General features: G+C 68.6%; 28 protein-coding genes and 1 pseudogene. 13 read left to right on the top strand and 16 right to left on the bottom strand.

What is annotated here, in order from left to right:
- Positions 1 to 1460 (top strand): succinic semialdehyde dehydrogenase (locus NA4_RS29830; protein ID WP_067477525.1); only part of this gene is annotated, 1460 nt, incomplete at its 5' end.
- A gap of 32 nt (positions 1461 to 1492) precedes the next feature.
- On the top strand, positions 1493 to 2329 hold the full coding sequence (locus tag NA4_RS29825; protein ID WP_084497557.1) for an SDR family NAD(P)-dependent oxidoreductase: 837 nt from the start codon (positions 1493 to 1495) through the stop codon (positions 2327 to 2329).
- Positions 2330 to 2379: 50 nt separating this feature from the next.
- On the opposite strand, the gene NA4_RS29820 is transcribed toward NA4_RS29825, so the two are convergent.
- Complete coding sequence (locus tag NA4_RS29820) at positions 2380 to 3546, bottom strand: helix-turn-helix domain-containing protein (protein WP_067477519.1); 1167 nt, start codon at positions 3544 to 3546, stop codon at positions 2380 to 2382.
- Positions 3547 to 4261: 715 nt separating this feature from the next.
- On the opposite strand from NA4_RS29820, the gene NA4_RS29810 reads away from it, so the two are divergent.
- On the top strand, positions 4262 to 4543 hold the full coding sequence (locus NA4_RS29810; protein WP_067477513.1) for a hypothetical protein: 282 nt from the start codon (positions 4262 to 4264) through the stop codon (positions 4541 to 4543).
- Positions 4540 to 4974 carry a hypothetical protein gene (locus NA4_RS29805; RefSeq protein WP_067477510.1) on the top strand — a complete coding sequence of 145 codons (435 nt, stop codon included), beginning with the start codon at positions 4540 to 4542 and terminating at the stop codon, positions 4972 to 4974. The genes NA4_RS29810 and NA4_RS29805 overlap by 4 nt, the downstream gene beginning before the upstream one ends.
- Here NA4_RS29805 and NA4_RS29800 read toward each other — a convergent pair.
- Positions 4946 to 5830 (bottom strand): putative protein N(5)-glutamine methyltransferase, encoded by an 885-nt coding sequence (locus NA4_RS29800; protein WP_067477507.1) that lies wholly within the window; start codon positions 5828 to 5830, stop codon positions 4946 to 4948. The two genes, NA4_RS29805 and NA4_RS29800, sit on opposite strands and share 29 nt — an antisense overlap.
- 45 nt (positions 5831 to 5875) lie before the next feature.
- Positions 5876 to 6745: a YdcF family protein gene (locus NA4_RS29795; protein WP_067477504.1), complete on the bottom strand. Its 870-nt coding sequence runs from the start codon at positions 6743 to 6745 to the stop codon at positions 5876 to 5878.
- A 389-nt stretch (positions 6746 to 7134) separates the two neighbouring features.
- On the opposite strand from NA4_RS29795, the gene NA4_RS29790 reads away from it, so the two are divergent.
- Positions 7135 to 7989 (top strand): bifunctional 5,10-methylenetetrahydrofolate dehydrogenase/5,10-methenyltetrahydrofolate cyclohydrolase, encoded by an 855-nt coding sequence (locus NA4_RS29790; RefSeq protein WP_067477541.1) that lies wholly within the window; start codon positions 7135 to 7137, stop codon positions 7987 to 7989.
- 60 nt (positions 7990 to 8049) lie between these two features.
- Here NA4_RS29790 and NA4_RS29785 read toward each other — a convergent pair whose 3' ends face one another.
- The 3 genes from NA4_RS29785 to NA4_RS29775 all read right to left on the bottom strand — a co-directional run bounded on the left by NA4_RS29785 (position 8050) and on the right by NA4_RS29775 (position 10363).
- Positions 8050 to 8799: a DUF8176 domain-containing protein gene (locus NA4_RS29785; RefSeq protein ID WP_067477501.1), complete on the bottom strand. Its 750-nt coding sequence runs from the start codon at positions 8797 to 8799 to the stop codon at positions 8050 to 8052.
- A 200-nt stretch (positions 8800 to 8999) separates the two neighbouring features.
- A complete protein-coding gene (locus tag NA4_RS29780) occupies positions 9000 to 9752 on the bottom strand; it encodes a L,D-transpeptidase (RefSeq protein WP_067477497.1) in 753 nt (250 codons plus the stop codon).
- A gap of 176 nt (positions 9753 to 9928) precedes the next feature.
- On the bottom strand, positions 9929 to 10363 hold the full coding sequence (locus NA4_RS29775; RefSeq protein WP_067477494.1) for a winged helix-turn-helix transcriptional regulator: 435 nt from the start codon (positions 10361 to 10363) through the stop codon (positions 9929 to 9931).
- Positions 10364 to 10429: 66 nt separating this feature from the next.
- On the opposite strand from NA4_RS29775, the gene NA4_RS29770 reads away from it, so the two are divergent.
- Positions 10430 to 11332, top strand: a complete 903-nt coding sequence (locus NA4_RS29770; RefSeq protein ID WP_067477489.1) for an NADP-dependent oxidoreductase — start codon at positions 10430 to 10432, stop codon at positions 11330 to 11332.
- Positions 11333 to 11344: 12 nt separating this feature from the next.
- Here the strand turns inward: NA4_RS29770 and NA4_RS29765 are convergent, their stop codons facing one another.
- The gene (locus NA4_RS29765) at positions 11345 to 12004 is read right to left on the bottom strand and encodes a cyclodeaminase/cyclohydrolase family protein (RefSeq protein ID WP_084497555.1); all 660 of its coding nucleotides are present in this window, start codon (positions 12002 to 12004) and stop codon (positions 11345 to 11347) included.
- Positions 12005 to 12155: 151 nt separating this feature from the next.
- On the opposite strand from NA4_RS29765, the gene NA4_RS29760 reads away from it, so the two are divergent.
- Positions 12156 to 13193, top strand: coding sequence for an LLM class F420-dependent oxidoreductase (locus NA4_RS29760; protein WP_067477487.1), 1038 nt, complete (start codon positions 12156 to 12158; stop codon positions 13191 to 13193).
- A gap of 46 nt (positions 13194 to 13239) precedes the next feature.
- Here NA4_RS29760 and NA4_RS29755 read toward each other — a convergent pair whose 3' ends face one another.
- Positions 13240 to 13578: an STAS domain-containing protein gene (locus NA4_RS29755; RefSeq protein WP_067477534.1), complete on the bottom strand. Its 339-nt coding sequence runs from the start codon at positions 13576 to 13578 to the stop codon at positions 13240 to 13242.
- Positions 13579 to 14177: 599 nt separating this feature from the next.
- Here NA4_RS29755 and NA4_RS29750 point away from each other — a divergent pair.
- A complete protein-coding gene (locus NA4_RS29750; RefSeq protein WP_157129384.1) occupies positions 14178 to 14816 on the top strand; it encodes a hypothetical protein in 639 nt (212 codons plus the stop codon).
- A 78-nt stretch (positions 14817 to 14894) separates the two neighbouring features.
- Here the strand turns inward: NA4_RS29750 and NA4_RS29745 are convergent, their stop codons facing one another.
- Together NA4_RS29745 and NA4_RS29740 are read right to left on the bottom strand one after the other, a co-directional pair.
- The gene (locus tag NA4_RS29745; protein WP_067477481.1) at positions 14895 to 15287 is read right to left on the bottom strand and encodes an Rv0313 family protein; all 393 of its coding nucleotides are present in this window, start codon (positions 15285 to 15287) and stop codon (positions 14895 to 14897) included.
- 162 nt (positions 15288 to 15449) lie between these two features.
- Positions 15450 to 16481: a DUF2293 domain-containing protein gene (locus tag NA4_RS29740; protein ID WP_067477478.1), complete on the bottom strand. Its 1032-nt coding sequence runs from the start codon at positions 16479 to 16481 to the stop codon at positions 15450 to 15452.
- Between the two features lie 320 nt (positions 16482 to 16801).
- Here NA4_RS29740 and NA4_RS29735 point away from each other — a divergent pair, with 320 nt between their 5' ends.
- From NA4_RS29735 to NA4_RS43815, 4 genes and pseudogenes are all read left to right on the top strand, one after another.
- Positions 16802 to 17278, top strand: a complete 477-nt coding sequence (locus NA4_RS29735; RefSeq protein ID WP_067477475.1) for a hypothetical protein — start codon at positions 16802 to 16804, stop codon at positions 17276 to 17278.
- 188 nt (positions 17279 to 17466) lie between these two features.
- Positions 17467 to 18255 (top strand): sigma 54 modulation/S30EA ribosomal C-terminal domain-containing protein, encoded by a 789-nt coding sequence (locus tag NA4_RS29730; protein ID WP_067477472.1) that lies wholly within the window; start codon positions 17467 to 17469, stop codon positions 18253 to 18255.
- A complete protein-coding gene (locus NA4_RS29725) occupies positions 18252 to 18695 on the top strand; it encodes a pyridoxamine 5'-phosphate oxidase family protein (protein WP_067477531.1) in 444 nt (147 codons plus the stop codon). The genes NA4_RS29730 and NA4_RS29725 overlap by 4 nt, the downstream gene beginning before the upstream one ends.
- Positions 18696 to 18704: 9 nt before the next feature.
- Positions 18705 to 18852, top strand: a pseudogene (locus tag NA4_RS43815) (acyl-ACP desaturase); the annotation flags it as partial.
- 93 nt (positions 18853 to 18945) lie between these two features.
- Here NA4_RS43815 and NA4_RS29720 read toward each other — a convergent pair.
- From NA4_RS29720 to mftR, 6 genes are all read right to left on the bottom strand, one after another.
- On the bottom strand, positions 18946 to 21228 hold the full coding sequence (locus NA4_RS29720; RefSeq protein WP_067477470.1) for a SpoIIE family protein phosphatase: 2283 nt from the start codon (positions 21226 to 21228) through the stop codon (positions 18946 to 18948).
- Positions 21225 to 21899: a SpoIIE family protein phosphatase gene (locus tag NA4_RS29715; protein ID WP_067477466.1), complete on the bottom strand. Its 675-nt coding sequence runs from the start codon at positions 21897 to 21899 to the stop codon at positions 21225 to 21227. The genes NA4_RS29720 and NA4_RS29715 overlap by 4 nt, the downstream gene beginning before the upstream one ends.
- Entirely contained in the window at positions 21892 to 22305 is a 414-nt protein-coding gene (locus NA4_RS29710) for an ATP-binding protein (RefSeq protein ID WP_051020806.1), read from the bottom strand. Before NA4_RS29710 ends, NA4_RS29715 begins: the two co-directional genes overlap by 8 nt.
- Positions 22295 to 22684 (bottom strand): STAS domain-containing protein, encoded by a 390-nt coding sequence (locus NA4_RS29705; RefSeq protein ID WP_040779629.1) that lies wholly within the window; start codon positions 22682 to 22684, stop codon positions 22295 to 22297. The genes NA4_RS29710 and NA4_RS29705 overlap by 11 nt, the downstream gene beginning before the upstream one ends.
- Positions 22685 to 22696: 12 nt before the next feature.
- Positions 22697 to 23590: an STAS domain-containing protein gene (locus tag NA4_RS29700; protein ID WP_067477463.1), complete on the bottom strand. Its 894-nt coding sequence runs from the start codon at positions 23588 to 23590 to the stop codon at positions 22697 to 22699.
- A 139-nt stretch (positions 23591 to 23729) separates the two neighbouring features.
- A complete protein-coding gene (gene mftR / locus NA4_RS29695) occupies positions 23730 to 24326 on the bottom strand; it encodes a mycofactocin system transcriptional regulator MftR (RefSeq protein WP_067477528.1) in 597 nt (198 codons plus the stop codon).
- A gap of 64 nt (positions 24327 to 24390) precedes the next feature.
- Between mftR and mftE the strand changes: the two genes are divergently transcribed.
- A partial coding sequence (mftE, locus tag NA4_RS29690; protein WP_067477460.1) for a mycofactocin biosynthesis peptidyl-dipeptidase MftE occupies positions 24391 to 24863 on the top strand: 473 nt, incomplete at its 3' end.

Below are 24863 nucleotides of genomic sequence, written 5' to 3'. Positions count from 1 at the left end.
CCGCGACCGGCGCGAAGATCGTCGACCTGCCGCAGTCCTCCAGCGCCGACATCGAGACCGCGTTCGCGACGGCGCGGGAAGCGCAGCGGCTGTGGGCGCGGCGGCCGGTCCGTGAGCGGGTCGCGGTGCTGCGCCGGTTCCACGACATCGTGCTGGCCGAGCAGGACACCATCCTCGACATAGTGCAGACCGAGACGGGCAAGTCGCGCGCACACGCGTTCGACGAGGTCGGCGACGTGGCCGTGAACGCCAGGTACTACGCCTCGGTGGCCGGCCGGCTGCTGGCCACGCGCAGGCCGCGCGGCGTACTTCCCGTACTCACCCGGGTCGACGTGCGGCACCGACCCAAGGGCGTGGTCGCGGTCATCTCGCCATGGAACTATCCGCTGGCCCTGGCCGTCTCGGATGCGCTGCCCGCCCTCGTCGCGGGCAACGCCGTGGTGGCGCGCCCGGACAACCAGACCGCGCTCACCGCATTGTGGGCCATCGACGCCGCCGTGCGCGCGGGGTTGCCGCGCGGACTCTGGCAGGCAGTGCTCGGCCGCGGATCGGTGATCGGCGGCGAGGTGATCGCCCGCGCCGACTATGTCGACTACACCGGTTCCAGCGCGACCGGCCGGACCATCGCGCAGCAGGCGGGCGAGCGGCTGATCGGATACTCGCTCGAACTCGGCGGCAAGAACCCGCTGCTCGTGCTCGCCGACGCGGATGTGTCACGCGCGGCCAAGATCGCCATCCGCGCCTGCTTCGCCTCGGCCGGGCAGCTGTGCGAGTCGATGGAGCGGATCTATGTCCACGACAGCGTGTACGACCGCTTCGTCACCGAATTCGTCGGGCACGTCGAGAAGCTCGAGCTCGGCGCCGGGCTGAACTACGACCACGACATGGGATCGCTGACCTTCCAGCGACAACTCGACACGGTCACCGCGCACGTCGGCGACGCGGTCGCGAAGGGCGCCACCGTGCTGGCGGGCGGTCGCGCGCGCCCGGACCTCGGCCCGTACTTCCACGAACCGACGGTGCTCACCGGGGTGCGGCCGGGTATGACGGTCCACCGCGAGGAGACCTTCGGTCCCGTGGTGTCGATCTACCGGGTGAGCAGTGACGATGAAGCCGTCGAACAGGCCAACGACACCGCCTATGGCCTGAACGCCAGCGTGTGGACCAAGGACACCGCCCGCGGCCGTGCGGTCGCTGCGCGGATCAACGCGGGTTCGGTGAACGTCAACGAAGGCTTCATCGCCGCGTGGGGCAGCGCCGACGCGCCCTCCGGCGGGCTCGGCATCTCCGGCACCGGGCGCAGGCACGGTCCCGAAGGCCTGCTGAAGTACATCGACACCCAGACCATCGCGGTGCAACGGGTGCTGCCGATCGCGCCGCTGCCCGGCATGTCCGAAGCGATGTGGGCAAAGACCATGACGCTGTACTTCGGCGTGATGAAGGCGCTGCGGCAGAAGTAACTCGCACGACTCACGGATCAGGAAATAGACGGATGAAAATGAACACGGTCGCGGGCAAGCGGGTCCTGGTCACAGGAGCCGCGATGGGGCTCGGCAAGCTGTTCGCCGAACTGGCGGTACGCGAAGGCGCCGCCGCGGTGGTGCTGTGGGACATCAACGAGACCGCGCTGAAGGAGACCGCCGCCGAACTGACCGGCCGCGGCGGCACTGTGCACCATCACGTGGTCGACGTCTCGGCGCCGGACGCGATCGCCGAGGCGGCCGCGACCGTGCGGGAGCAGGTCGGCGGCATCGATATCCTGGTCAACAACGCCGGCATCGTGCGCGGCAACAGCTACTTCTGGGAAACCGAGAATCGCGCCGACATCGACAAGACGATGGCGATCAACTCGCTCGCCCCGATGTACGTCACGCTCGAGTTCCTGCCCGCCATGGTCGCGGGCGCCAGCGAGGCGCGGGTGCTCACCATCGCCTCGTCGGCGGGTCTGGTGTCGAATCCCCGCATGAGCGTCTACGCCGCATCCAAGTGGGCGGCGCTGGGCTGGTCGGACTCGGTGCGCATCGAACTGGAGCAGGCGGGCCACGACCACGTGAAGGTCACCACCGTGTGCCCGACCTACATCAACACCGGAATGTTCGAGGGCGCCAAGGGTTTCTGGTTCACCCCGATCCTGGAACAGCAGGACGTGGTGGACACCTCGTGGCGTGAGATGAAGAACGGCACCCCGTTGGTCGTGCTGCCCTGGACTTCCCGCCTGAACAAGGCGCTCTCCGGCCTGCTCCCGATCAAGCTGCGCGACCTGTTCCTCGACACGGTCGGCGTCTACCACTCGATGGACAAATTCACCGGCCGCAAGAACAAGAAATAGCGCAGCACTGCATTATGGCCCGTCGTTTCGGATGGAAGATGTTGTGCTGGCTAGTATTCGAGCTGGAGCAAGTCGGACAGCTGCCGCATCTCGTCCGTGAGGGTTCTGCGCCTGTCGACGATCCGGCCGAGTAGATCCTTCGCCATCCGATGCTCGAGCAGCCATGGACGCGCCTCCCGCGACAGCTGGAGCAATACTTCGAACGCCGCATCGTAGTGCCGTAGTTCGGTATGAGCGGCGACTACGTCGAGCAGATGTCGGTTGCGGTTGTCGGAGGTCGATCGCAGTCCTGTCGGTACGTTGCGCGCGAGCCGGAGGGCAAGGTCCGGCCGATCGTCCACCACAGCGTTCTCGACGCGTTTCATCGCTACGGTGGCAGGCCCGAATGTTGTCCAATATTGGTGGTACCCGCCGGTCTCGCGTCCGATCGCGACCGCTGCGGCGTGCGCGAGGCGCATCATGTCTTCTGCCTCATCCGGCCGGTTGTCGCGGATCGCGGCGGCCGAGCCTCGCAGTAGCAACCATCCCCAGGTCGATATTTCCCGGGTCGTCGCCACCGAGAGTCGAGGCTCCACCCGGTCGGCCCACTGGGTAGCGAGTGCGCGGACCTGCTCGAACTGTCGTTCTACGAGCAGCAGCCAGCACAGAGTGATCACCGCGGAGGCTGCATCGAGGACGTTGCCGGTTGCCTCGGCGTCGGCGAGTGACCGTTCCAGGGCGACGCGTGCGGACTGCCGCTGTCGTGTCTGGACCATCACTGATCCGGCGAGTTGGAGTATGCGCGACCGCAGGAGCGGAGTCGCCGAGTTCCCATCGGTGATCAGGCGCGGCAGTACGCGCGCGAGCTGGTTGTACTCGTTATCGTGATAGAGCTTCACGGCCGCGGTCAGGGCCTCGTCCAAACTTCTCTCGCCAAGCAGTTCTACCGTGTTTTCAGCGGGGCCGGGTGAGGTGATCGCTTCGCGAGTCGGCAGCCAGAGGCGGTGACTGTTGCTGCTCTCGGGCGGCTGGGGGTTCGGGCCGAGAAGGGTTGTCAGTGGGCATCCGAGGGCGACCGCGAGGCGCCGGAGTGTGTCTATGCGGACATCCTCGCGTTCACCCTGCTCGACCTTCTTGATCAGCGACAGCGAGATGCCCGAGCTTTCCGCGAGTTCAGGTTGCGTGAGACCCCGCCGTTTGCGGACGGATCTAAGCCGTTCCCCGAGATCAGCGCTCATGGTTTCGAGGCTAGGCGGTGATCGGCCGTGATGTGCGTGGAAGCCCAGTAGCGGCCGTGCAATGGATTATGTGTCCCCTCGGTGGCCACGACCTCAAACGGCCACAGACGCGGCACGCCCCTTGATGTGACCCTGATCGCAGCCCCGCCGCCGGGTCGACCGTTCGTCCCCGTCGGCGGGTGCACACCAATGGCAAGCGATCAGCAGGGGAGAAGCGGTGGGATTCAACTGGTGGAGGGAAGCCGAGCCGGACGAAACATCGGCGCAAGCAATCATCGACCGAGTGCAGGACGAGTGGCGGGCTGCACGCCGCCGCGAGCGCATCCGTGCTGAGCAGACGAAGCCCGTTGACGCTCGGCCGTGGCCGAGCGGCTGGGTGCACGAGGAACCGGATCATCCGATGAGTGTGTCGGAAGCGCACGCCACTATGCAGCGACACAGGGGATGTCGTGCCGATCAGTGCCAGCGGAAGGCGGCGGCGCGTCAAACGCTGATCGACGCCGGACACATGGTGCCGGACACATCGCGAGAGTGCTGATGACCTTCGTGCACGAGAGCGCCCGGATGGCGGCCGTGAATTGCACTATGCGGCCACGGCGTGTGCTGAATCGTAGTAGCGAGTGGAAGTTGGCTGGAGCCAGAGGACGCTGTGGTGCGTCCGAACAAGTGCGCGGATTCGGAAGTTGTTCCACCGCAAACTAATCGAGGGGATGTAATGAACACACGCAAGGTCACCATCAGCGCAGGGCTCGTCGCTGCGACTCTGGCCGCGCCGGGACTGGTACCGGCCATCGCCGAGGCCGCACCTGGAAACGGGAACGCGACGTGCCACGTGGAGGCGAACAACCCGCACCACTCGAAGGGGTCGCCCGGATGGATCGTCGGCAAAGGCCGTATCTCCTGCACCGCCGACATCGACTTCTTGGAAGTATTCGTGCAGCTCGAGAAGAAGACACTGTTACCAATCCCTGCGGCTGAACGAGGAGTACGACGGTGAGCCAGCATGGTGGCTGGGATGAACTGGTCGTCGGCCTATGTGACCTCGCGGTGAAGTACGACGCCGAGACGTTCCTCTACGCCGACGTGGTGCTACTGACATCGCGTAAAGCGAAGCAGGGCAATGATTCCTGCTCTATCAGGATCACCCGTTTCGATGATGAGGCGGCACGAATAGAAACCGGGTGGTGCTTCGACATGGTCTGGGACTACGTCGCCGAAGACAGCAGCCGTCCAGTTCCAGCGCTCGGCCTGGTCGAAGCGATCTGTTCGGGCAATGCAGAAGAACGCTGCCTCATCGACAGCGAAGGCCGCTGGGTGGGGATTCACCTCAACGCTTGGACTCCGAACGGCGACGGGTGGCAATCTCGATCCGGCGATCAGGCAGGCGTCATACAAGAAGTCATACGACGGTTTCCCCGCTGGAACTGATATGCGGCCAGCTCGCAGAAGGACGGGTGCCGATCACCACGGTCGCGTAGTGCTCGCCGGATTCCGCGACGTCGCCCGCGAGGCCGTGCTCGCTCAGGACCGCCAGCGCGAGCGGCGCTTGGTCCTCGCTGGACTCGATCAGTAGGTGGCCGCCGGGAGCCAGCCAGGCGGGGGCGTCGGCGGCGACGCGGCGGAAGATGTCGAGGCCGTCGGATCCGCCGTCGAGGGTGGTGCGCGGTTCGTGATCGCGGGCCTCCGGAGGCATCTGCGCGATCATCGCCGAGGGAACGTAGGGGGTGTTGCAGAGCAGGATGTCGATGCAGCCGCGCAGTTCCTCCGGCAGGGCGTCGAAAAGGTCGCCTCGGTAGACGGGTGCGCCGAGCGGGGTGAGGTTGCGGCGGGCGCACTCGACCGCGACCGGATCGATGTCTGCGGCCGCGAGGGTGACGGTGCGGCCCTCGGCCGCGAGGATCGTGGCCGCCGCCATCCCTAAGGCGCCCGAGCCGCAGCACAGGTCGACGATCACCGGGTGACCCGTCCTGGCGCGGACCAGCTCGACAGCGCGGTCGACCAGGAACATGGTGCGCTGGCGCGGCACGAAAACGCCGGGGGATACGGAGACCCGCAGCCCGTGGAACTCCGCCCAGCCGAGCACATGCTCCAGCGGGGTGCCGTGCACGCGCTGCGCGACCAGCGCCTCGAGCGCGTTGCCGGTCTCCGCCGCCGCGGCGATCAGCAGCCGCGCCTCCTCCTCGGCGAACACACAGCCCGCCGCGCGGAGCTGGGCGACCACATCGGTTCCGGCTGACGTCACCGCGCCATCCTGCCGTGTTCGCGGGTGATTCCGCCAACGCATTTCTGGGTGATCGGGACCCGCACTCGGTCGGGTCCCGATCACCGGTCAGCGTGACGTACTCAGCTGGAAGGTACGTGTGGCGTCGAGGTAGATGCCGCGTTGTGACGGCCTGCCGGGCGGGGGTAGCTGTGACACCAGCTGTTCCAGCGAGGTCGTCGCTCCGACCACGCGGGTGCCCGCGACGATGAAATCGGCGACAGCCCGGCGAATGTGGTTCGGCGAAGTGACCAAAATGGCGCTCGTCGCACCGATGTCCCGGAGCAGCCGGGTGCTGAACAAGGCGTTCTGCACGGTCGAGCCCGCGCCGCTCTCCACGTGGATCCGTGCCGCGGGCACACCGTGGACGACCAGCCAGTGGCGCATGGCCTCGGCTTCGGTGATGCCGTTCTGCGGATTGCCGCCTGTGACGACGATCGGCGAGAGCGGCGCAGCGATCGACTGCAGCCACGCGGCGGTGAGCCGGCTCACCAGTTCCGGGCGCGGCGACCCGTCCGGGAGCAGGCCGTAGCCGAGGACGACGATGCCCGTCTGCGGCCCGGCCAGTGCGGGCAGCGGATTCGGCAGTGTGCCGACCGCGGCGCGGACGGCGCCGAGCACGTTGTCGGTGCCCTGCGCCATGGCCGGATCGACGACGCGCAGCCGCACCATCGCGTCGATGAGCGCGGGCAGGTCGCCCGCGTAGTCGGACCAGATCGCCTGCAGCGACAGCGCTTCCGCGTCATTGGGGTCGGCGCCGATGAGGGCGCGCAGGTCGGCGCGGCCCGCCGCGTCGTCGCCGTTGGTGAAGTGGCGCTGGGCGGAGTTGTAGAGGGCGGCGGTGTCCGCGGCGTGCGCGGGAGCACCGGCCAGACCGGTGAGGGAGAACGCGGCGAACGACGTCGCGACGAGAAGTTTCACATGCCTCGAGATCTTCACTACAGTCGACACCTTTCCGCTGGGAACGGGTTTGGCACGCACTAGCAGTCAGTTGGGGCAAACAGAGATCACCATACGGGCGATCCAATCCGGCATAAGGGAACTGCCGGACGGGTCGCGATGGTGTTGCGCGTCTACCAGCCACCCGCCGACACGGAGCGCAGATGACTCGGGCCGGAGGTCGGAATAGGCGGCTGCTCGCCATCGCTCGGTCCGGCGCGGGTCTGTGGGGATTTGTCCGGCTGTGTCTTTCTGCGGCTTCCGCTCGGTCCGGCGCGGGCTGTAGACAGAGTTCTTTCGGCTGCGTCTGCGACTGACTCGGTCCGATGCGACGCGGCGCGGGGCTGGCGGCGAACTTCGGGCGGGTGCGCCCATTAGGCTGTGTCGACGTGGATACCGTTTCGCTGTCCGGCAAGGAACTCGCCGCCGCCATCAACGCCGACACCAAGGCTCGCGCCGCCGCGCTCACCGACGGCCCGGGCGCGCCGCGTCTCGCGCTGGTCGTGGCGAACGACGACCCGGCCAGCGCCTGGTATGTGAACTCGCTGCGCAAGGCGGCCGAACGGCTCGGTATCGTCTGTGACACGGTCGATCTCGGTGCGGACGCGACCGTCGCGGCGATCCGCGCGGAGCTCACCGCGCGCGGCGAGGATCCGGCCACCGACGCGATCATGCTGCAGACGCCCCTTCCGGCCGGTGTCGGCCTCGACGACGTGAGCTCGGCGATCGTCGCGACCAAGGACGTGGACGGCGTGAGCCCGCTGTCGCTCGGCCTGCTCGCGGCCGGGTTGGACGGTTTCGTCCCGGCCACCTCCGAGGCCGTGGTGGAACTGCTCGACCACCATGAGATCCCGCTCGCCGGCCGGCACGTCGTGGTCGTCGGCCGCTCCAACATCGTCGGCAAGCCGCTCGCCCAGCTGCTGCTGGCCAAGGACGCCACGGTCACGGTCTGCCATTCCCGCACCGCCGACCTGGCGGCCGTCACCGTCACCGCCGACGTGGTCGTCGCCGCGGCGGGCCGCATCGGCCTGATCTCCGGCAAGCACGTCCGCGAAGGCGCGGTGGTCATCGACGTCGGCACCAACGAGGCGCCCGACGGCAAGATCGTCGGCGACGTCGACGCGGACTCGGTACGCGGCAAGGCCGCCGGGCTGAGCCCCGTTCCGGGCGGCGTCGGCCCGGTGACCACGGCCCTGCTCATGCGCCACGTGGTCACCGCCGCCGAAACCGGCCGCAAAGCCTGAGCGCTCACTTCGTCGTTCCCGCGCGTCGGACTCCGCTGCGCGGGACGGGCGAGCGCGGATTCAGCCGCGACCGATGGCGCTGATCAGCGTGCGATGACCGTCCTTGGTCGTGGTGACGAGCTGTGGGTTGTAGGTGACCGGAGGTTGTCCCGGGCGATGTTCGGTGACGACCACGACGTACTGGCCCGCGAACGCTCCGGGGGTGATGGCCACGCAATGCGTGGTTCCTGCGGGGATGGAGTCGATGCCCCGCTGGATGGCGTCGGCGGTCTGCACGGCGGCGTCGGCGGTCGTGGTGGTGCGGACCTCCTCGCCGGAGCGCGTCACGTAATAGGCGTGCTGAAAGGCGAAGATCACCGCAGGGCCGGAATCGAAACCGCCCACACCGTTGCCCTGGATCCGGTTGCCGACCCGCTCGGCCGGGCACTGCGCGATCGGCGTCGCCGCTGACGCGGTGGCCTGGGCGGACGGGGCCGCTGCGGTCGGCTGGCTCGAGCCGCCGGTGGCGAACTGCATGTAGGCGGCGAATCCGAGAGCGGCGACCCCGAGCGTGCCGAGCAGCGGTACCGCCCACCGACGCCTCGCGCGCCGCGCGCCCGAGCGATCGATCAACCCGCTGAACTCGTCCTCGTACGGCGTGCGCTCGGGTGCCGGTGCGGGGCCCGGTGGCGGCGGCTGCACGGCGCCGGGTCCCCGGTCGACCCAGGCGGACCACTCACCCTGGTAGTCCTCGCCGTCCCCCGGCGGCGGATTGCCATGTCCCCCGGCTGTGCCCCGATTCCCGCGGTCGTAGCCAGGTCGTGCGCTCATCTCCGGTCGATCCATCGCCCCACCCTTCATCAGGTCCCGGTCAGGTTATCCGCATGCTCGGGTTGCGGGGACGCGGTGCCGCGTCCTTACACCGAGCCGCACGCACCCCGGAGAATACTGCCGGGTTCCTGATCGGGGCACATCCGCGCGGAGCCGCAGCGGGCCTGCAGTCGAAAAGCCTTGCCGCAGTGGGATGCCGCTCACCAGTGCGTGATCACCGGGTCTCCGATGCCGAGGGTGTAATAAACCCATTCGGCGTCGTCGGGGGCGAGGTTGATGCAACCGTGGCTGACGTTCGCATAACCCTGCTGATCGACCGACCACGGGGCGGAGTGAATGAAAACGCCGCTCCACGTGAGGCGTTCGGCGTATTCACCGTTGATGATGTAGCCCTCCGGCGAGCTCAGCGGAATGCCGATGGTCCGGGAGTCGAACACGATCGAACGGAACTTCTCCAGAACCGGCCAGGTGCCCGACGGCGTTTCCCAGCCCGGCTTGCCCATCGAGGCGGGCATGGTCCGTACGACGGTGCCACCGACGGTGACGGTGAACGTGTGCGCCGACATATCGGCGTCACCGAAAACGCCTGCGTTGGTCCGGAATTCCGTGCGTGTGCCGCCGACCGAGACGGCGATGCGGGCGTTGGTGGGCAGGAACCCGCTCGGCGTCCACACCGCTTCGCGATCGCCGGTCCACGCGAGCGTGCCCGCGAGTGGCTGGGTCGTTCTGATGTCGATAGATTGTTCGGTCCGTGCGCGATCCGTCACGGGCGCGGCGAAGCGAATGGTCACGGGATGAGCGACACCCACCACCTGGCCGTTCGAGGGGCCGATCGACGCCACGGCGGGTGCCGATGGCCGTCCGATCACCGTCGCTGCCGCCGCACCCGACCCGAACGCGGCCAGTGCCACGATCACGGTCGCGAGGAACAGGTTCCGAATGGCGCTCCTCATGGCGTCCACCCCTTCGAGATGGTGTGGTAGGCAAGGAACATTCTAAGCCCGCATGATCAACTCGGCCACGGATGGATTCGATCCGTGGTCCGGTTGTGCGCGGAGGATTCGCCTACCACTGGTCGCCTACCCGTTCGGCCGCGAAGGAAACAGGCGTCGATGCCGGGGCGGCTCGGTCAGCGGGCCGGGCGTGCGGGCAGCGGCTCCGGTTCGGCCGCCGATCGGGCGTCGAATTCGGCTCGCGCCGCAAGGATTTCATGCTGGTGCTCGACGGCCCACACGCCCATGGCGTGGCTGAGTGCACCGATGCTGGAACCGAGTTCGGTGAGGGAATACTCCACCCGCGGCGGCACCGTGGGGTAGACCGCGCGGCGCACCAGCCCCTCGCGTTCCAGGTTGCGCAGCGTGCGGGTGAGCATCTTCTGGGTGATCCCGTCCAGGCGGCGGCGTAGCTCGTTGAAGCGGATCGGCCCGTCGTTGTCGCGCAGGACGCTGAGCACGAGCATGACCCACTTGTCGGCGAGGACGGCGAGCACGTCCCGGGCGGGGCAATGGTGCAAGTAGCTCTCGACCAGGCTGGGCGACCCGGACCAGTCGCAGGCAGTATCCATCGGGTACCTCGATATCAAGAAGGTGCCTTCTTCCCAGAAGGTACCAGGCTCTCGCAGAATCGTCGCATGCTCGCAATCACGCAGAATGCGTTCGGAGGTCCGGAAGTTCTTCACCTGGTCGAGGTCGATCGGCCGAAGCCCGGACCGGGGGAGGTCCTGGTGCGAGTCGCCGCCACCAGCGTCAACGCGGCCGACTGGAAGGTGCGCGCCGGGCTGATCGGCGGGCTGGGTGATCCGCCGCTGACTCTGGGGCTCGACCTATCGGGTGTCGTGGACGAACTCGGTCCCGGGGTGGACGGCTTCGCGGTGGGCGATCCGGTGTACGGCATGGTGTTCGGCGGCGGTAACGCGGAATATGTTGTGGCGCAGGCCGATACATTGGCGTTGAAGCCGAGGAGCAGCGACTTCGTGCATGCGGCGGCACTGCCGACGGCAGCGCTGACCGCTTGGCAGGCGCTGGCCGGGCTCCGTGCCGGACAGCGTGTGCTCGTGCACGCGGCCGCGGGCGGCGTGGGGCACCTAGCGGTGCAGATCGCCAAGCACCGCGGGGCATTCGTGGTCGGCACCGCACGGGCCGCCAACCACGCGTACCTGCGCGGGCTCGGAGCCGATGAGGTGATCGACTACACCGCGGTCGATTTCGGCACCGCGGTCCGTGACGTCGATATCGTGCTCGATTTGGTCGGCGGCGAATACGGTTCCCGCTCCGCGGCCGTGTTGCGCCCCGAAGGCAGATTGATCGACACGCAGGGGTCGGACGCGGAGGCCGACCCGCGTTACGAGCGCTTCTACGTCGAGCCGTCCGGTGTCTCGCTGCGCGAGATCGCCACGATGGTCGAACGCGGGCATCTGCGCGCCACGATCGACCAGGTCCTGCCGCTGGCGGAGATCGCAGAGGCCCATCGGATCAGCGAGTCCGGCCGGGTGCGCGGCAAGATCGTGCTCGTCGTCAGGAACCCGCCCGCCTGAACGCGCGCGGAATTATTTGCGCAGCGCGTGCACGACGTCGGCGTGCAGGGCGTCGGCGCGTGCGGTCAGCTCCTCGATGCGGATCAGCACGGGCGCGAATCGGTCGCCCTCGGCCGCGGGCAGTGACACCACGTTGATCTCGATGTTGAGCTGCGAGCTGGCCGCGGCGGCACGGCAGGCGTCGGCGGCGGCACCGATATCGGTGACCACGTTCGGGTTTCCGATCGGGAACAGTTCCGCGGCCAGCGACAGCACCTCGTCGGCCTCGTCGACGACCGCGGCCGGGACGCGGGCGGCTTCGATCAGCGCGGCGTTGATCGCCGCGGTGCGCGCGGCGCGTTCCTCGGGAGTGTCCTTGGGCAGCTTGTAGGCGGCGCCGACTGCCGTGAACGCGGCGGCGTCGGCGTCGGCGAGCGCCAAGGCGCGCTCGCGGGCGGCGTCGGCGGCCTCGATGATGCGGTCGACCACGGGACGGTTGTCTGCGTCCTTGGCGCGGGTGGTGTAGCGGGCCACCATCGCCACCAGCGCTGCGGCCTGCGCGGCGTGCAGCGCGGCCACCGCGCCGCCACCCGGTGCGGGGATCTTGGCGGCCAGATCGTTCAGGTACTGCGCGAGGGCGACCTCGCCGAAGGACGGCGCAGTGTCCGTGGACGACGTGCTGGGCTGCGACACGGGGATGTTGCCTTTCGTTCTACGGCGAGAGCAGGACTACGGGTAGACGCTACCTCGTCGCACCGGCGGATCCGGGCGCGACCACGCCCTGACAGGTGTTCTCGCGTGGCCGGTGCGCGGGCCGCGCATAGTCGCCGTTATGTTGAGTGCTATGCGGATCGGATTGAGCATCAACTACTCGGGGGGCTTCAAGGAGGCGGCGGACGAAGTCGCCGACCTCGAGCGGGCGGGGCTGGACATCGTGTTCGTGCCCGAGGCGTACTCGTTCGACGCGGTGAGCGCGCTCGGCTACCTGGCGGCCAAGACGACGCGTCTGGAGCTGGCCTCGGGCATCTTGCAGATCTATACGCGTACCCCGAGCCTGACCGCGATGACCGCGGCGGGCCTGGACTTCGTCTCCGACGGCCGCTTCCTGCTCGGCCTGGGTGCGTCGGGTCCGCAGGTGATCGAGGGCTTCCACGGCGTGCCCTACGACGCGCCGATCGGCCGCACCAAGGAGCTGGTGGAGATCTGCCGGAAGGTGTGGCGGCGCGAGCGCCTGGAATACCAGGGCAAGCACTATCAGATCCCGCTGCCCGCCGGGCAGGGAACCGGGCTGGGCAAGCCGCTCAAGCTGATCAATCACCCGGTCCGGGATCGTATTCCCGTGCTGCTGGCCGCGCTCGGGCCGAAGAACGTGGAGCTGGCGGCCGAGATCGCCGAGGGTTGGCAGCCGATCTTCTTCCTGCCGGAGAAGGCGCGGGAGGTGTGGGGCGATTCGCTCGACGCGGGCCTGGCCAAGCGTGACCCCGCCCTCGGCGACCTCGATGTGTTCGCCGGTCCGGCGCTGGCCATCGGAGACAACGTCGAGCCGCTGCTGGAGTTCGTGAAGCCACACCTGGCGCTGTACATCGGCGGCATGGGCGCCAAGGGCAAGAACTTCTACCACGCCTTGGCCACGAAGTACGGCTACGGGGCGGAGGCCGACCGCATCCAGGAGCTGTACCTGGCCGGTGAGAAGGAGGCCGCGGCGAAGGCCGTCCCGGACGCGCTGGCGCGGGACATCTCCCTGGTCGGTCCGGCGGGCTACGTCAAGGAGCGGGTGGCGGCCTTCCGGGAGGCGGGGGTCACGGTCTTGAATGTCGTCCCGATGGCGGCGACCCCCGCCGAGCGGGTCAAGTTGATCGAGCAGCTGCGCGAGCTCGTATGAGCAGCCGTCGCCGCCGTCGCCGGTGCGACGGCGGCGACGGTCCCGGTCAGCTCTGTCGCAGCGCCTCGAGCGCGGCGTCCAGCGTGGAATGTAGCGCGAACACCTGGTCCAGGCTGGTCATCTTCAGCTGGCGGCTGGTCGCCGGGCCTTCGGCGACCACGGCGATGGCGGTCGTCGTGCCCGCACGTTGATGGGCGGCGACGAGCGTCGCCATGCCCGCCGAGGCGAGGAAGCTGACCGCGGTGAGGTCGATGATCAGGGCCGCGGGCTTCCCGCTGAGGATGGCCTCGATCGCGTTCTCCAGGGCGGGGGCTGTCGCCAGATCGACCTCCCCGGCCACCGTCAGCACCGTCGCGCCGTCATGCGCCGCGACCGTGGTGGTCATCGTGTCCGCGAGGGGATACGCGTCTCCGGAAGTGTTGGTCACCCCTTCACCACACACAAATCGTGGCGAATCCGCAACCTCGGAGTGTTCATAGGCTCACACGATACATCGCGGGTGCGAACCAGCCGGAGGTCGCGGAGCTCGCGGCGCAGGCGGATGGCGACGGCTACCCGCGAGCGGATGCGCCTCCCCGGTGAGCGCCGACACCGCCTCCGCCAGGTCCACCAGCGACGCAGGCACAGAGGTGAGGGTGGCCGAGCTGCGGCTCGGGGTGCGGTCGCTGTGCCCGGCAAACGCACGGGCGACCGCGATACCGAACCCCCGCTCCACCCACATCAGAGTCGTGTGCCGGATTCAGTGCGCGCTCACATCCAGCGCTGCGGCCCACGGCAAATGGGCACGGACACCGTCCGAGTGTCATACCGGCGCCGCCCAAGGCACAAAGGCGCCCGGATACCGCGCCGCCGCCGAAACCGACGTGGCCCTGGGACAGCTCGTCCATGCCGACGACACGCGGCGCCGCGGGGCCGGAGTCACTAGGGTCCTTCGTCGTAGCGGTTCGAGTGTGCGGCCGGGACGGCCGGGGAGGAGTGTCGACGATGGTGAATCCGATACCGCCGGGTCAGCCGGGTGGGTACGGGCCGCCGGGCCAGGCGAATCCGTATGGGGGTCAAGTGAACCCGCAGCAGAGTCAGCCGCATCCCTACCTCGGTCAGCCACATCCCTACGGCGCCCCGGTTCCGGTGCCGTCCGTGCCTGGTTACAGTCCGCCGGGCCGCCCGGCGAGCGCCGGCGCGATGGAGCGAGTCGCGGGCGGTCTGCTGCTGGTCGCCGCATTGCTCGCCATCGTCTTTCGGGTGGCCAACGTGTTCTTCTCCTCGAGTTCGCGTTTTCTCTGGTCCGACATCATGCTCGTGCTGATGATCCTGCTCGCGATACTCACCAGTATCTGCGCGCTCGCTGGGATGGGCGCGCGATATCCCGTGCTGCGCGCGCTCGCGGCGGTGGCTGCGGGCATGTTCCTATCCAGCATGGTGGAAGTGGTGCTCTTTGCCGCACAGTACGAATACCTCTTCAAGGACACCTTCTGGTTGTCCATCCCGTGCGCGCTCGCCGCATTCGCCGCCACCCTCGCGACGGTGGTCGCCGCAGCGGGGGCGCGGACGCCGCCCGCACCCGGAGGCCACGGCGGCCAAGGGCCGCACCAGTACCCGCAGTGGAACCAGCCGCCGCGGTGAGTCCGAGCGCCCGCACGCCGATCGGCCGGTCACGCCGCGGCCGGTCGGCTGGTGCGAGATCGGAGCGAGTCGGCGCCGTCAGGGCGCATCCAACACACTTGCCGGAACCCCATAGGGCAGGAACCGCACCCGACGGCGGGCATCGGTGTTGTCCCGATGCGCGCGCAAGGCCTCGAGCTCGCTCGGAAAGACCTGGTCAACCCTGGCCTCGCCGGTGTCGTCGATGCTGTAGATCGCCCACACGCCGCTGCCGGTCGCACCGGTGGTCTCGCCTTCGGGTTCGGGCGGACGTGGCCGTTCCGGTTGGATGAACTGACCGAGCAGCGACGCCAGTGAGCTGACGCTGGCGTGATCTACGCGATCCAGGTATACGCCGGCTTTCCCGAGCAGGTCGCGGAGCTCGGTTCCCGCCCCACGCAGTGCGCGTTCGAAATCTTCCGGATCGATGCCGAAAGGCCCGTTGGTTGGCATCGCATGTGCTCCTGGGGACGAGTTGGGTGCTACGTCCTCAGTGTCCTCGCGAAACGCCGGCTTCGCCACGCCGACCTCGCGCGTCCTCGACGCCGTCATGCTTTCCGATCTGCGGGCGATCTCACCGGTGGGTGGCCGTCCTCGGTGAGATCTCGGCGTTTCTCAGCCGCGCCAGGCTTCGAGGACGTGCTCGACGGTGGGACGGATACGGGTCCTGGCCTCCGCACGGGAGACGCCGGTCATGAGGAGGTGGTCGTAGTCGGTGTCGCGATGGCGGATAGAGGCTATGACGGCGAGGGTGAGCGCTTCGGGGGATAGAAGTTTCGCCGCGGCAGTGCGGCCAACGCGGCCGCTGCCACGGACGGCGGCGTGTTCGGCGATCTCGGTGGCGCGGTCGCCGGGGCAGCCGGGAAACAGCCGCCGGATCTCCTCGGACATGCGGGCGCGGTATTCGATGTCCTGGGCGGCGCGGCGGACGCGGTCGCGTTCGCGGCGGCGGGAGCGGGCCTCCTCGTCGGCCAGGCATTGCTGTTCGGCACGGGTGAGGGCGGCCTCCTCGACAAGGATGCCCAGCCGTTCATAGCGCTTGCGTCGCCGGTTGAAGGCGACTACCACGGCAGCGAGGGTGCTCTCCTTCTTGGCGCGCCGGCTCAGCGCCGCGTTCCCGGCGGGCAGGAACTCGAGATGGTCGAGGTCCGAACAGGTCAGGCACAGCGGTCCCGCCGCGGACGTGATCAGATACGGGCCGGTCTCGGCGCATTCGGCGCACGTCCACGGCCCCGCGGCCTCGACCACCGTCAGATCCGGGGCGCGGTTCTGGCGTTGGACGACCTGTTCGCGCCGCGCCGGGCTGAGCTCCCCCGAAAGCCAGTGCACCCGGAACACCGCGTCGTCGCCGTTGTCGACGAACCGCAGCGCCTCGCGATCGCGCCCGCTCGACAGATACGCGGCGGTGCTCGCGGTGAGCCCGTGCTCGCGGGCCCACTCGCCCAGCAGTTCCGCCGCCTCGTGCATCCGCCGCCCGTCCACCGCCGTGACTTGCTCCAACGACCGCACCTGCCCCTGCCGCCAGCGCTCGACCTGACCGGATCGCACCCACCCCAGCACAGCGAACACATCGACCACCGACACGTACTTGCGTTGGGCCAGCGCCCCTTCCGCAGCCTCGACCACGCGCCGCCTCAGCTTGGACACGGGTCCGAACCCTAGCGCACGCTGCGGGTGAACTCGGTGATCGGCCGCCGGTTGGATCGCGACGGTGTGGAGGGCCGGAGTCGGAAGACATGCTCACGATCGCGCCCAAGCCTTGCGCCGGCATGTGCCGGAGATCATGCTCATCGATAGGAAGACACTGCGCACGGTGAGGGCGATCACGCCATCCGAATCGTCTCGGGCGGACGGTGCTGGTCCGGTGTCGGCGCAATCTGCGGCGGGCGCGAACACCTCGAGAAGGACCTCCTTGCCCCCGAGTCGCCACCCCCAAAGGAGTCATCCCCAAAGCGAAGGAGCGAACAATGTCCACCATCCACTTCAAGGAGACGACGAGCTCGACACCGGAGCAGTTCGTGGCGGCGCTCACCGATTTCGGGCCGGGTCGCTCGCAGCTGTTCGGCAACAGCGCCGACGAGTATCTCGAGGTGCACGACCAGGGCCGACGTGAAGCTGACGTCACGGAGGGCTCGCACGGCATCTGGGAACGCCTGCACTACGACTGGTCAGACCCCGACCGTGTCGTCATGACGACCACCGACTCGAACGTGTGGGGTGGCCACTCGGGTCACACCTATGCATTCACTCGTCGGCCTGATGGGACGACCGACGTGGATGTCGTCGTGGTGCGCGAGGGTAAGAACCTCAAGGGACGAATCCTTGGAGTCGTGGTCGGGACCGTCGGCAAACGCGTCTTGAGACAGGCCCTCGGAAAGACCGTCAAGGCTATCGAAGCCCGGGACAACGGAATTACCCCGCCGACCACGCCAGGCGCGCCATAAGAGGTCTATCGATCAACCTGCCTGCACGACCCGAGGGGGCGGACGTCGGCCCGCGCCCGGATCGGGCTTCAGCGTTTCGCTGGTCACCCGGCACGGGGACTTTCGGCCCTACTCGGGGACACGCCGATCCGGGGATATTCGCCGGAGTCGTATTGGTGATCGCCGGAACGAAAGCGAGTCGGTGCCGGGTGAGTACTTCCGAATTGGAATCGGCTGAAGCCGCGTCGGTGGTGACAGTGCGGGCGAAGGGTTCGGTCGACTCGACCGATATCGCCAGGGCAGTGCGCTCGATCGAGCGTGTGATGCGATGCCGTGGCATCGACGAGCCGGCCAGGGCCAGGTTCACGGGTGCGCTGGCTATCGCGGGTCCGGTACTGGCACAGGTGAATATCGATGGTGGAGACACACCGATCCGCGTGCAGGTCGCCGGTCCACCCGGCTTCATCGCGACATTCGTCGCCGATCGGCTCGACCGGACGCTCACCCGGCTGACCGACGCGCCCGGTCGGCGGCTGTGGCCGGATCCGGCACGGCCGCAGCAGGTTTCGGTCACCTCCCCGCGTCCGATTGTGCGGCGCAAGGAATGCGAACTTCTGGTGGGAGATCCCGATGCCGCCACCCAGGTGATGGATGCGAGGGATTACGACGCACACCTGTTCACCGACATCGAGACCGGCGAGGACGCCATTGTCTACTGGGGCGGTCCGCTCGGTGTGCGATTGGCGCGGCAATATCGGCTGCAACCGCCGCAGCGCCGGACGGTTGCGCTGGCGATGAATCCGCGCCCCGCACTCTGTATTACCGAGGCCGAGGCGGCGCAACGGTTGTGCGGCTACGGCCTGCCGTTCCTGTTCTTCACCGATCCCGTCACTGGGCGCGGGAAGTTGCTGGTGCGCCGGTATGACGGGGACCTGACCCTGGTGGCTCCCGCGCAGAGCGGGTGCGGCTCCTCCCGCCCGCGGCGGGCCGTTCCGTGAGCGAGCGAATCACCGAGGGCCCCACGGCCCGTGCGACCGTTGCGCTCGACCGCGCGGAAGCCATGCGACTGCTGGCCGGGGTGCCGATCGGACGAGTGGTCTTCACCCGCAACGCCTTACCTGCCATCCGTCCGGTCAATCACCTGGTCGACGACCGGGGCGCGATCATCGTGCGGACCCGGCTCTCGTCCGGGCTCACCACTGCCGTGCGCGGAAACTCCCCCGTGGTGGTCGCTTACGAGGCCGACGAGATCGATCCGGTCCGGCATCTGGGGTGGTCGGTCGTCGTGGTCGGCCTGGCGCACCCGGTCACCGATCCCGCCCGCGCCGCCCACTACGAGCAGTTGCTGCGCCCATGGGTCGACCAGGTGACCGATGCGGTGATCGCCATCGAACCCGACATCGTCACTGGCATCCGACTCATCGAAAATGAAAGGTAGGCAACACCCTTGGTGCGTGATCCGACCCAGCGCGAACTTCTGGCCGAACTCGAGCCCGCCGCCGAGACATGCGTGCATCGGCACCTCGCGATGGCCAAGGACTGGCATCCGCACGACTACATCCCCTGGGGACCCCGGCCGCGACTTCGCAATGCTCAGGTTCGAAGAGCAGCGCGACCGTGCGCTGGCACGGGAGCGGGCGCGTTCCTGACCGGCCGGCGTGCGCCGGGAGCAGGCTACCGTCGCACCATCACCCGGGAATCCGCCGGTTCGTGCCGCGGAGCGGGTTGGCGACGGGGAAGGTGATCGCGGGCAGGGTCACCGACATCCGGACCGTCGTGCCCGGTCCGGAGTGGTCGATGTCCAGCTCCTCCGTCAGTGCGCGCATCATGTCGATGCCGCGGCCGCGATAGCCGCGATCGGAGGCGCGTGGCTTCCAGTCGCCGGTGTCGGTGACCACGATCACGACGGTGTCGATATCGCAGCCGGCCGATAGCAGGACCCGTCCGGCGTCGCCGTTGCGGTAGGCGTGCTCGATGCTGTTGCTGCAGGCCTCGTTGGCCGCGGCGACCAGATCGGCGGCCAAGTCGTGCGGCACCGCCGCGGCGGCCAGCCAGCCTTTCAGCGTGCGCCGCAGGACCGCGAGCTCGTCCGCGTGCGCGGGCACGTCCAGCCGCAGCGGGGCGGGCGGCTGGCGGTAGACCACCATCGCCACGTCGTCGTCGTATCCGGCCGCGGGCCGCAGCCGGGACAACACCGCGTCGGCGACCTCGCGCGGCAGCCGTCCCGAGGTGTCGGCGAGCACCGCGGCGATCTTGGCGAACCCCTCATCGATGTCGACACCGCGCTGTTCGACCAGCCCGTCGGTGAACAGCACCAGCGTCGAACCAGGTGCCAAGGCCGTGGTGGCCTCCGGGCGGCGCGGCGGATCGAAGGTCGCCAGCGGAACCGAGCGGCCGCCTTCGAGCATCCTGCCGGTACTGCCGACATCGGCGAGGATCGGCGGCATGTGTCCGGCGCTGCTGTAGCGAACGAGCCCGCGCACGGGGTCCAGTACGGCGGCGCACACCGTGGTGCACATGGCGCCCGGGATGCGGGAGGCGACCGTGTCGAGTTCGGCGAGCAGTTGCGCCGGTCCCGCGCCGCGCAGCAGCAGCGCGCGAGCCGCGGTCCGCAGCTGGCCCATCACCACCGCTGCGGACAGGCCACGACCCACGCAGTCGCCGACCACAACGCCGATGGTTCCGTCGCGCAATGGCACCACGTCGTACCAGTCGCCGCCGATCTCCAGCGGCGGCAGCGCGGGCTCGTAGTGCACCGAGAAGCGCGGCGGAAGCTCGATCGGGCCGAGCATGGCGCGTTGCAGGGTCAGCGACGTGGCGCGCGCCTGGTCGAAGTTGCGCGCCCGCTGGACCGCGAGACTGAGGTGGCCGATCAACAGCGAGAACAGCGTCCAGTCTGCGGCGCCGATCGCGCGTGGCGCGGCGAAACGCAACCACATCGCGGCGTCGCCGGTCTCACCGAGCGGCGCGACGATGCCCTCGGAGCTCTCGGCGCCGTCGGGAATGGCCAGCAGGCTGCGCGGCGGCCTGCGCCTGGCCCGGTCCAGCAGCGCGCGCGACCGGTCGTCGAGCGCAGCGGCGCCGTTGTGCGAAGCACCGTCCGCGCCCGCGCCGGAGACGTACACCTCGGGTGCGGCATTGCGGCTCGGCCACACCGCCACCACCGCGGTCTCCGCGCCGACGGTGCGGCGCAGCTCGTCGAGCCCGACGGCGAGCACCTCGACCACACTGGTCGCCGCACCGACCGCGGTCGCCAGCCGGGAGGCCGCCTGATCGCGGGCCTGCGCATCGTGTTCGGCGGTGACATCGCGGATGGTGCCGACGAAGATCCGCTCACTGCCGTCCGGCTTGATCAGCGCGCTGGTGCTGACCGCGAGCCACACGTTCCGCCCGTCGCGATGCCGGATCGGGATGACGAAACGCTGCGCCTCGGTGCCCAGATCGGGGTAGCGCGTGCCCTCCGGACTCGACCACGGATGCGGCAGCGGATAGGGGATGCCCACGGCGCCGTAGCCGGTCAGCGCGCCGAAGGCGGTGTTGACCTCGATGATGGTGCCGTGCGCGTCGGCGACGAAGAAGCCGTCCTGCAGCGATTCGACCAGCGCGGTGCGGAAGGCATCCCGTCCGGCGAGATCGTCGGCGCGCGAACGCTGTTGCTCGTACCGGCGGGTGCCGTCGAGATAGCCGCGGGTGGCGATATCCAACGGAACCAGGGTTTGCAAAAGGAATTCCAGCGCGTTCTCGGGCACGCGGCTCTCGGACTCGCCGCCTTCCGCTACATCGTGCCGCTGCTGTTCCTCGTGGACGACCCGGAAGTGATTCTCGGTGAGATCGAGCAGGCTGATGCCCTCCACCAGCGCACGCCTGCCGAGTTCGTACCCTTCGGCGAGACCCGCTTGGCTGGGCGAATGCAGGTGCCGCCGTAGCGCGTCCGCGTAGGCGTCCAGAAAATCGGCCAGCAAGCCGCTCATGTCTGCGCCTCGCCGGCGCGCGGCTCCGGCATGACCACGTGCCCCGGCGCTACACCCGCACCGCGGTGCCGGGCGGCCAGCACGAGTGCGTCGTCGGTGTCCTTGGCGTGCCGGGTGAGGATCTCGGCGGTGATGTCGGCGGTGGACTTGGAAAGGTCGATCGCGGATGCTGATTCGGGGACGATGCCGTCGGTGGACATCAGCAGTAGGTCGCCGGGGCGGACTGCCACGGACTGTGGCTGGAGGTTCGACGGCAGCCGGTAGCCCACGATGCCCGCGGTGAGCAGCACGGTGGCGTGCACGGTCAAGCCGCCGGGACGCGCGGTGAGCACCTGGGATTCGACATTGCCGACGCCGAGCCAGCGCACCGTGTCGCCCTCGTCGAACAGGGCCAGCGAGATCGCCGCGCCACGGGTGTCGGCCATGGCGCGGTGACACAGCACCATCAGCACGTCGAGCGGTTCGGCGCGGTTCTCCGCGAGCACCCGTACTGCCCGGTCGGTCGCGTCCGCGGCGGCCGCGCCGTGCCCGAGCCCGTCCATGACGGCGAAAAGGACTGTGCCGCTACCGGTGTCGAGGACGACGCTGCGGTCACCGGATACCTGTTGACCAGGCAGTGCGCGACCGGCCACCGCCCATTCGATCCGGCCGATGAACCCGTCCTCATGCACCGTTGGGCACCCACTTCCACATCTCCACCAGCGTGCCGCGGCCGGGCGCCGAGTCGACGGTGAGCCGGTCCATCAATCGCCGGGCGCCGGGGAGGCCGAGCCCGAGACCACGCCCGGTGGAGTAGCCGTCCTCCAGTGCGCGAGCGATATCGATGATGCCGGGCCCTTGATCCTCGGCCTGCACAACCAGCGCTTGACGACCCTCTCGGTCATCGACCAGCAAACGGATTTCGCCGCTGCCTGCGTAACTGGTGATGTTGCGGGCGATCTCGGAGATCGCCGTGGAGATCATGGTTCGATCGGTCAGTGTGAATCCGAGCTTTGCTGCCAGTTCGCGTCCGGCCTGACGTGCGGTCACGATGTCCCCGGACACCCTGACCGCGATCACCACGTTCTCAGCGGCCACTGTCACGACCGTCTCGCTGGCGACGGGCTGGGGTCTTGCGGTCCAACCAGGCGAGTCCCTCTTCCAGATCGAGAGCGGTGTGCATGTCCTCGAAGGTGAGACCGAGCTGCACCATGGCGAACGCGACTTCTGGTTGCAGGCCGACGATCACCGTTTCGGCGCCGCGCAGCTGCGTCATGTGCGCGATGGTACGCAACGATCTCGCGGCGAACGAATCCATCACGTCGATCGCGGTGACATCGACGATGATGCCGTGTGCCCGATATTTGCTGACCTGCTTCATCAGGTCGTCCTGCAGGCGTTCGGTGTCGGCGTCGGTCAGCGCGGACTGTACCGACGCGATGAGATACGTACCCTGTTTGAGAATCGGAACCGGCATGTGCCCGCCTGATCAGCGGCCGTCGCGTTCGGAGACGCGGGAAACCTCGTACCCCAGCAGGCGCTCGGCTTCCTCGATACCGCCCTGTAGGTCGCCGACCGCGTTCATCTTCGACAGGTCGAGGCCGATGGTGACCAGGGTCAGCGCGATCTCCGAGGACAGGCCGGTGATGATCACGTTCGCGCCCATCAGTCCGGACGCGTCGACGGTCTGCACCAAGTGGTTGGCCACCGTTGAGTCGATCGCGGGCACACCGGTGATATCGATGACGACGACTTTCGCGCGGTTGGCCCGGATGGCGCGCAGCAGCTGCTCGGTCAGCTGGCGGGCGCGCTGGCTGTCCAGGACGCCGATGATGGGCAGGATCAGAAGCTGCTCACGCACCTGGAGCACCGGCGTGGACAGCTCGCGGATGGCCTCCTGCTGCTGGCGGATGACGCGCTCGCGCTCCTGGACGAAGGAGACGGCCACGGTGTTGGCGATGCGGTTGGCGGCCGGTTCGTAGGCGTCGAGCACGGCGTTGAGCAGCTCGAAGTCGGCCTGGTACTTCTCGAACAGCGACCGGGCCAGCACGTCGCGCAGCAACAGGACGATGCCGACCACCTCGTCGGTCTCGACGCCACGGGGAATGATGCGCTCGGACAGATCCCGTGCGTAGGCCTGCAGCGCCTCGACACTACCGGTTTCGAGCACCTCGACGTAGTTGTCGTAGACCGAGGTCGCCTCGGAGAAGATCTCCTCCGGGGTCATCGCGGTCAGCAGCTGGGCATCGGTGATGCGCCGGGCCCATTCCTCACGCAGCGCGGTGCGGTTCTGGCGCAGATGCTCGACCAGCTGCGGGAGCAGGACGTCGACAGGGCCCGCGGTCAGGGAATCCGCCGAAAGGCCCATGGATACCTCGGACATGGAAATTCCAGCCCCTTTCGACGGTTGAGTCGGGATCTTCGTGCTTCGGCTGCTAGCCGATTCCGAGCCTAGTCATACCCCACCCGGGTCGCCGACGAAACCTGCCGGTTGTTCGCCTGTTGTTCGGATGTGGTGGTTCTCACGGCACCGTAGCGAATCCGCGTTCCAGTGCCGCGAGCGCCTCGTCCAAATACACGGTGAGATCCGCGTCGGCACGCGCGAGCCAGGCGTCGAACGCGGCTCGGGCCGCCGCGAGCGTGGTCCGCCCGACGGCCAGCGGGATGAGTCCGTCCTCGGGTTCGCCGAGCCGTCCCGCGGCGAAGGCGCTCACCGCGCGTTCCCAGGCGTCGTAGTGCGCACCCGCGGTCGCGGCCAGCGCGGGAACCGTGGCGACCAGCTGCATCCTGGTGCGCAGTTCCGGGACGTCCTCGGCGCGATATCGGTTGGCGTTCACCACGACTCGGCGCACAGCGGTCATCATCGGGACGTCGTCGGCGACGGTGGCGAAGGCCGCGCGCAGTGCGGCGACCTCGTCGTCGAACTGGTACCAGAGCACCTCCGCCTTGGTGGGGAAGTAGCGGAAGAAGGTGCGTCCGCTGATGCCGGCGGCGGCGGCGATCTGCTCGACGGTGGTGTCGTCGAAGCCCTGCTCGGTGAACAGCCGCATCGCGATCAGTTCGAGCTCGCGTTTGGTGGTACCGCGTGGGCGTCCGCGAGTGGTCCGGTTCTGCCGCATCGTCTGATTCTGCTCGGCTGGCACAGCTCTTGATTATGTCAGTGACTGACGATAATCTCGCCGCATGTTGGCGGATCTCACCTGGCCGGAGGCGGGCGAGCGAGCCGCTGCGGGTGCGGTCCTCGCCATCGCGGTCGGGGCGACCGAGCAGCACGGCCCGCACCTGCCGCTGTCCACCGACACCGACATCGCCGGGGAACTGTGCGCCCGGCTGGCCGCCGCACGATCCGATGTGCTTGTCGGACCGGCGATCCCGTACGGCGCCAGCGGCGAGCACGCGGGTTTCCCGGGCACGCTCTCCATCGGGCAGGCGGCACTGGAGCTGCTGGTGGTCGAGCTGTGCCGCTCGGCGACCGACACCTTCGGCCGCATCCTGCTGGTGAACTGGCACGGCGGCAACGTCGAACCGCTGCGCCGGGCGGAGGATCTTTTGCGCGCCGAGTCCCGCGACGTGCGCGTCTACCTGCCGCGCTTCGACGGCGACCTGCACGCCGGGCGGTCGGAGACCGCGCTGCAGCTGGCGCTCGCGCCCGGCCG

This window comes from Nocardia amamiensis NBRC 102102 (assembly GCF_001612745.1).
Taxonomy (GTDB): domain Bacteria; phylum Actinomycetota; class Actinomycetes; order Mycobacteriales; family Mycobacteriaceae; genus Nocardia; species Nocardia amamiensis.
This window is presented reverse-complemented; position numbering and strand designations above follow the sequence as displayed.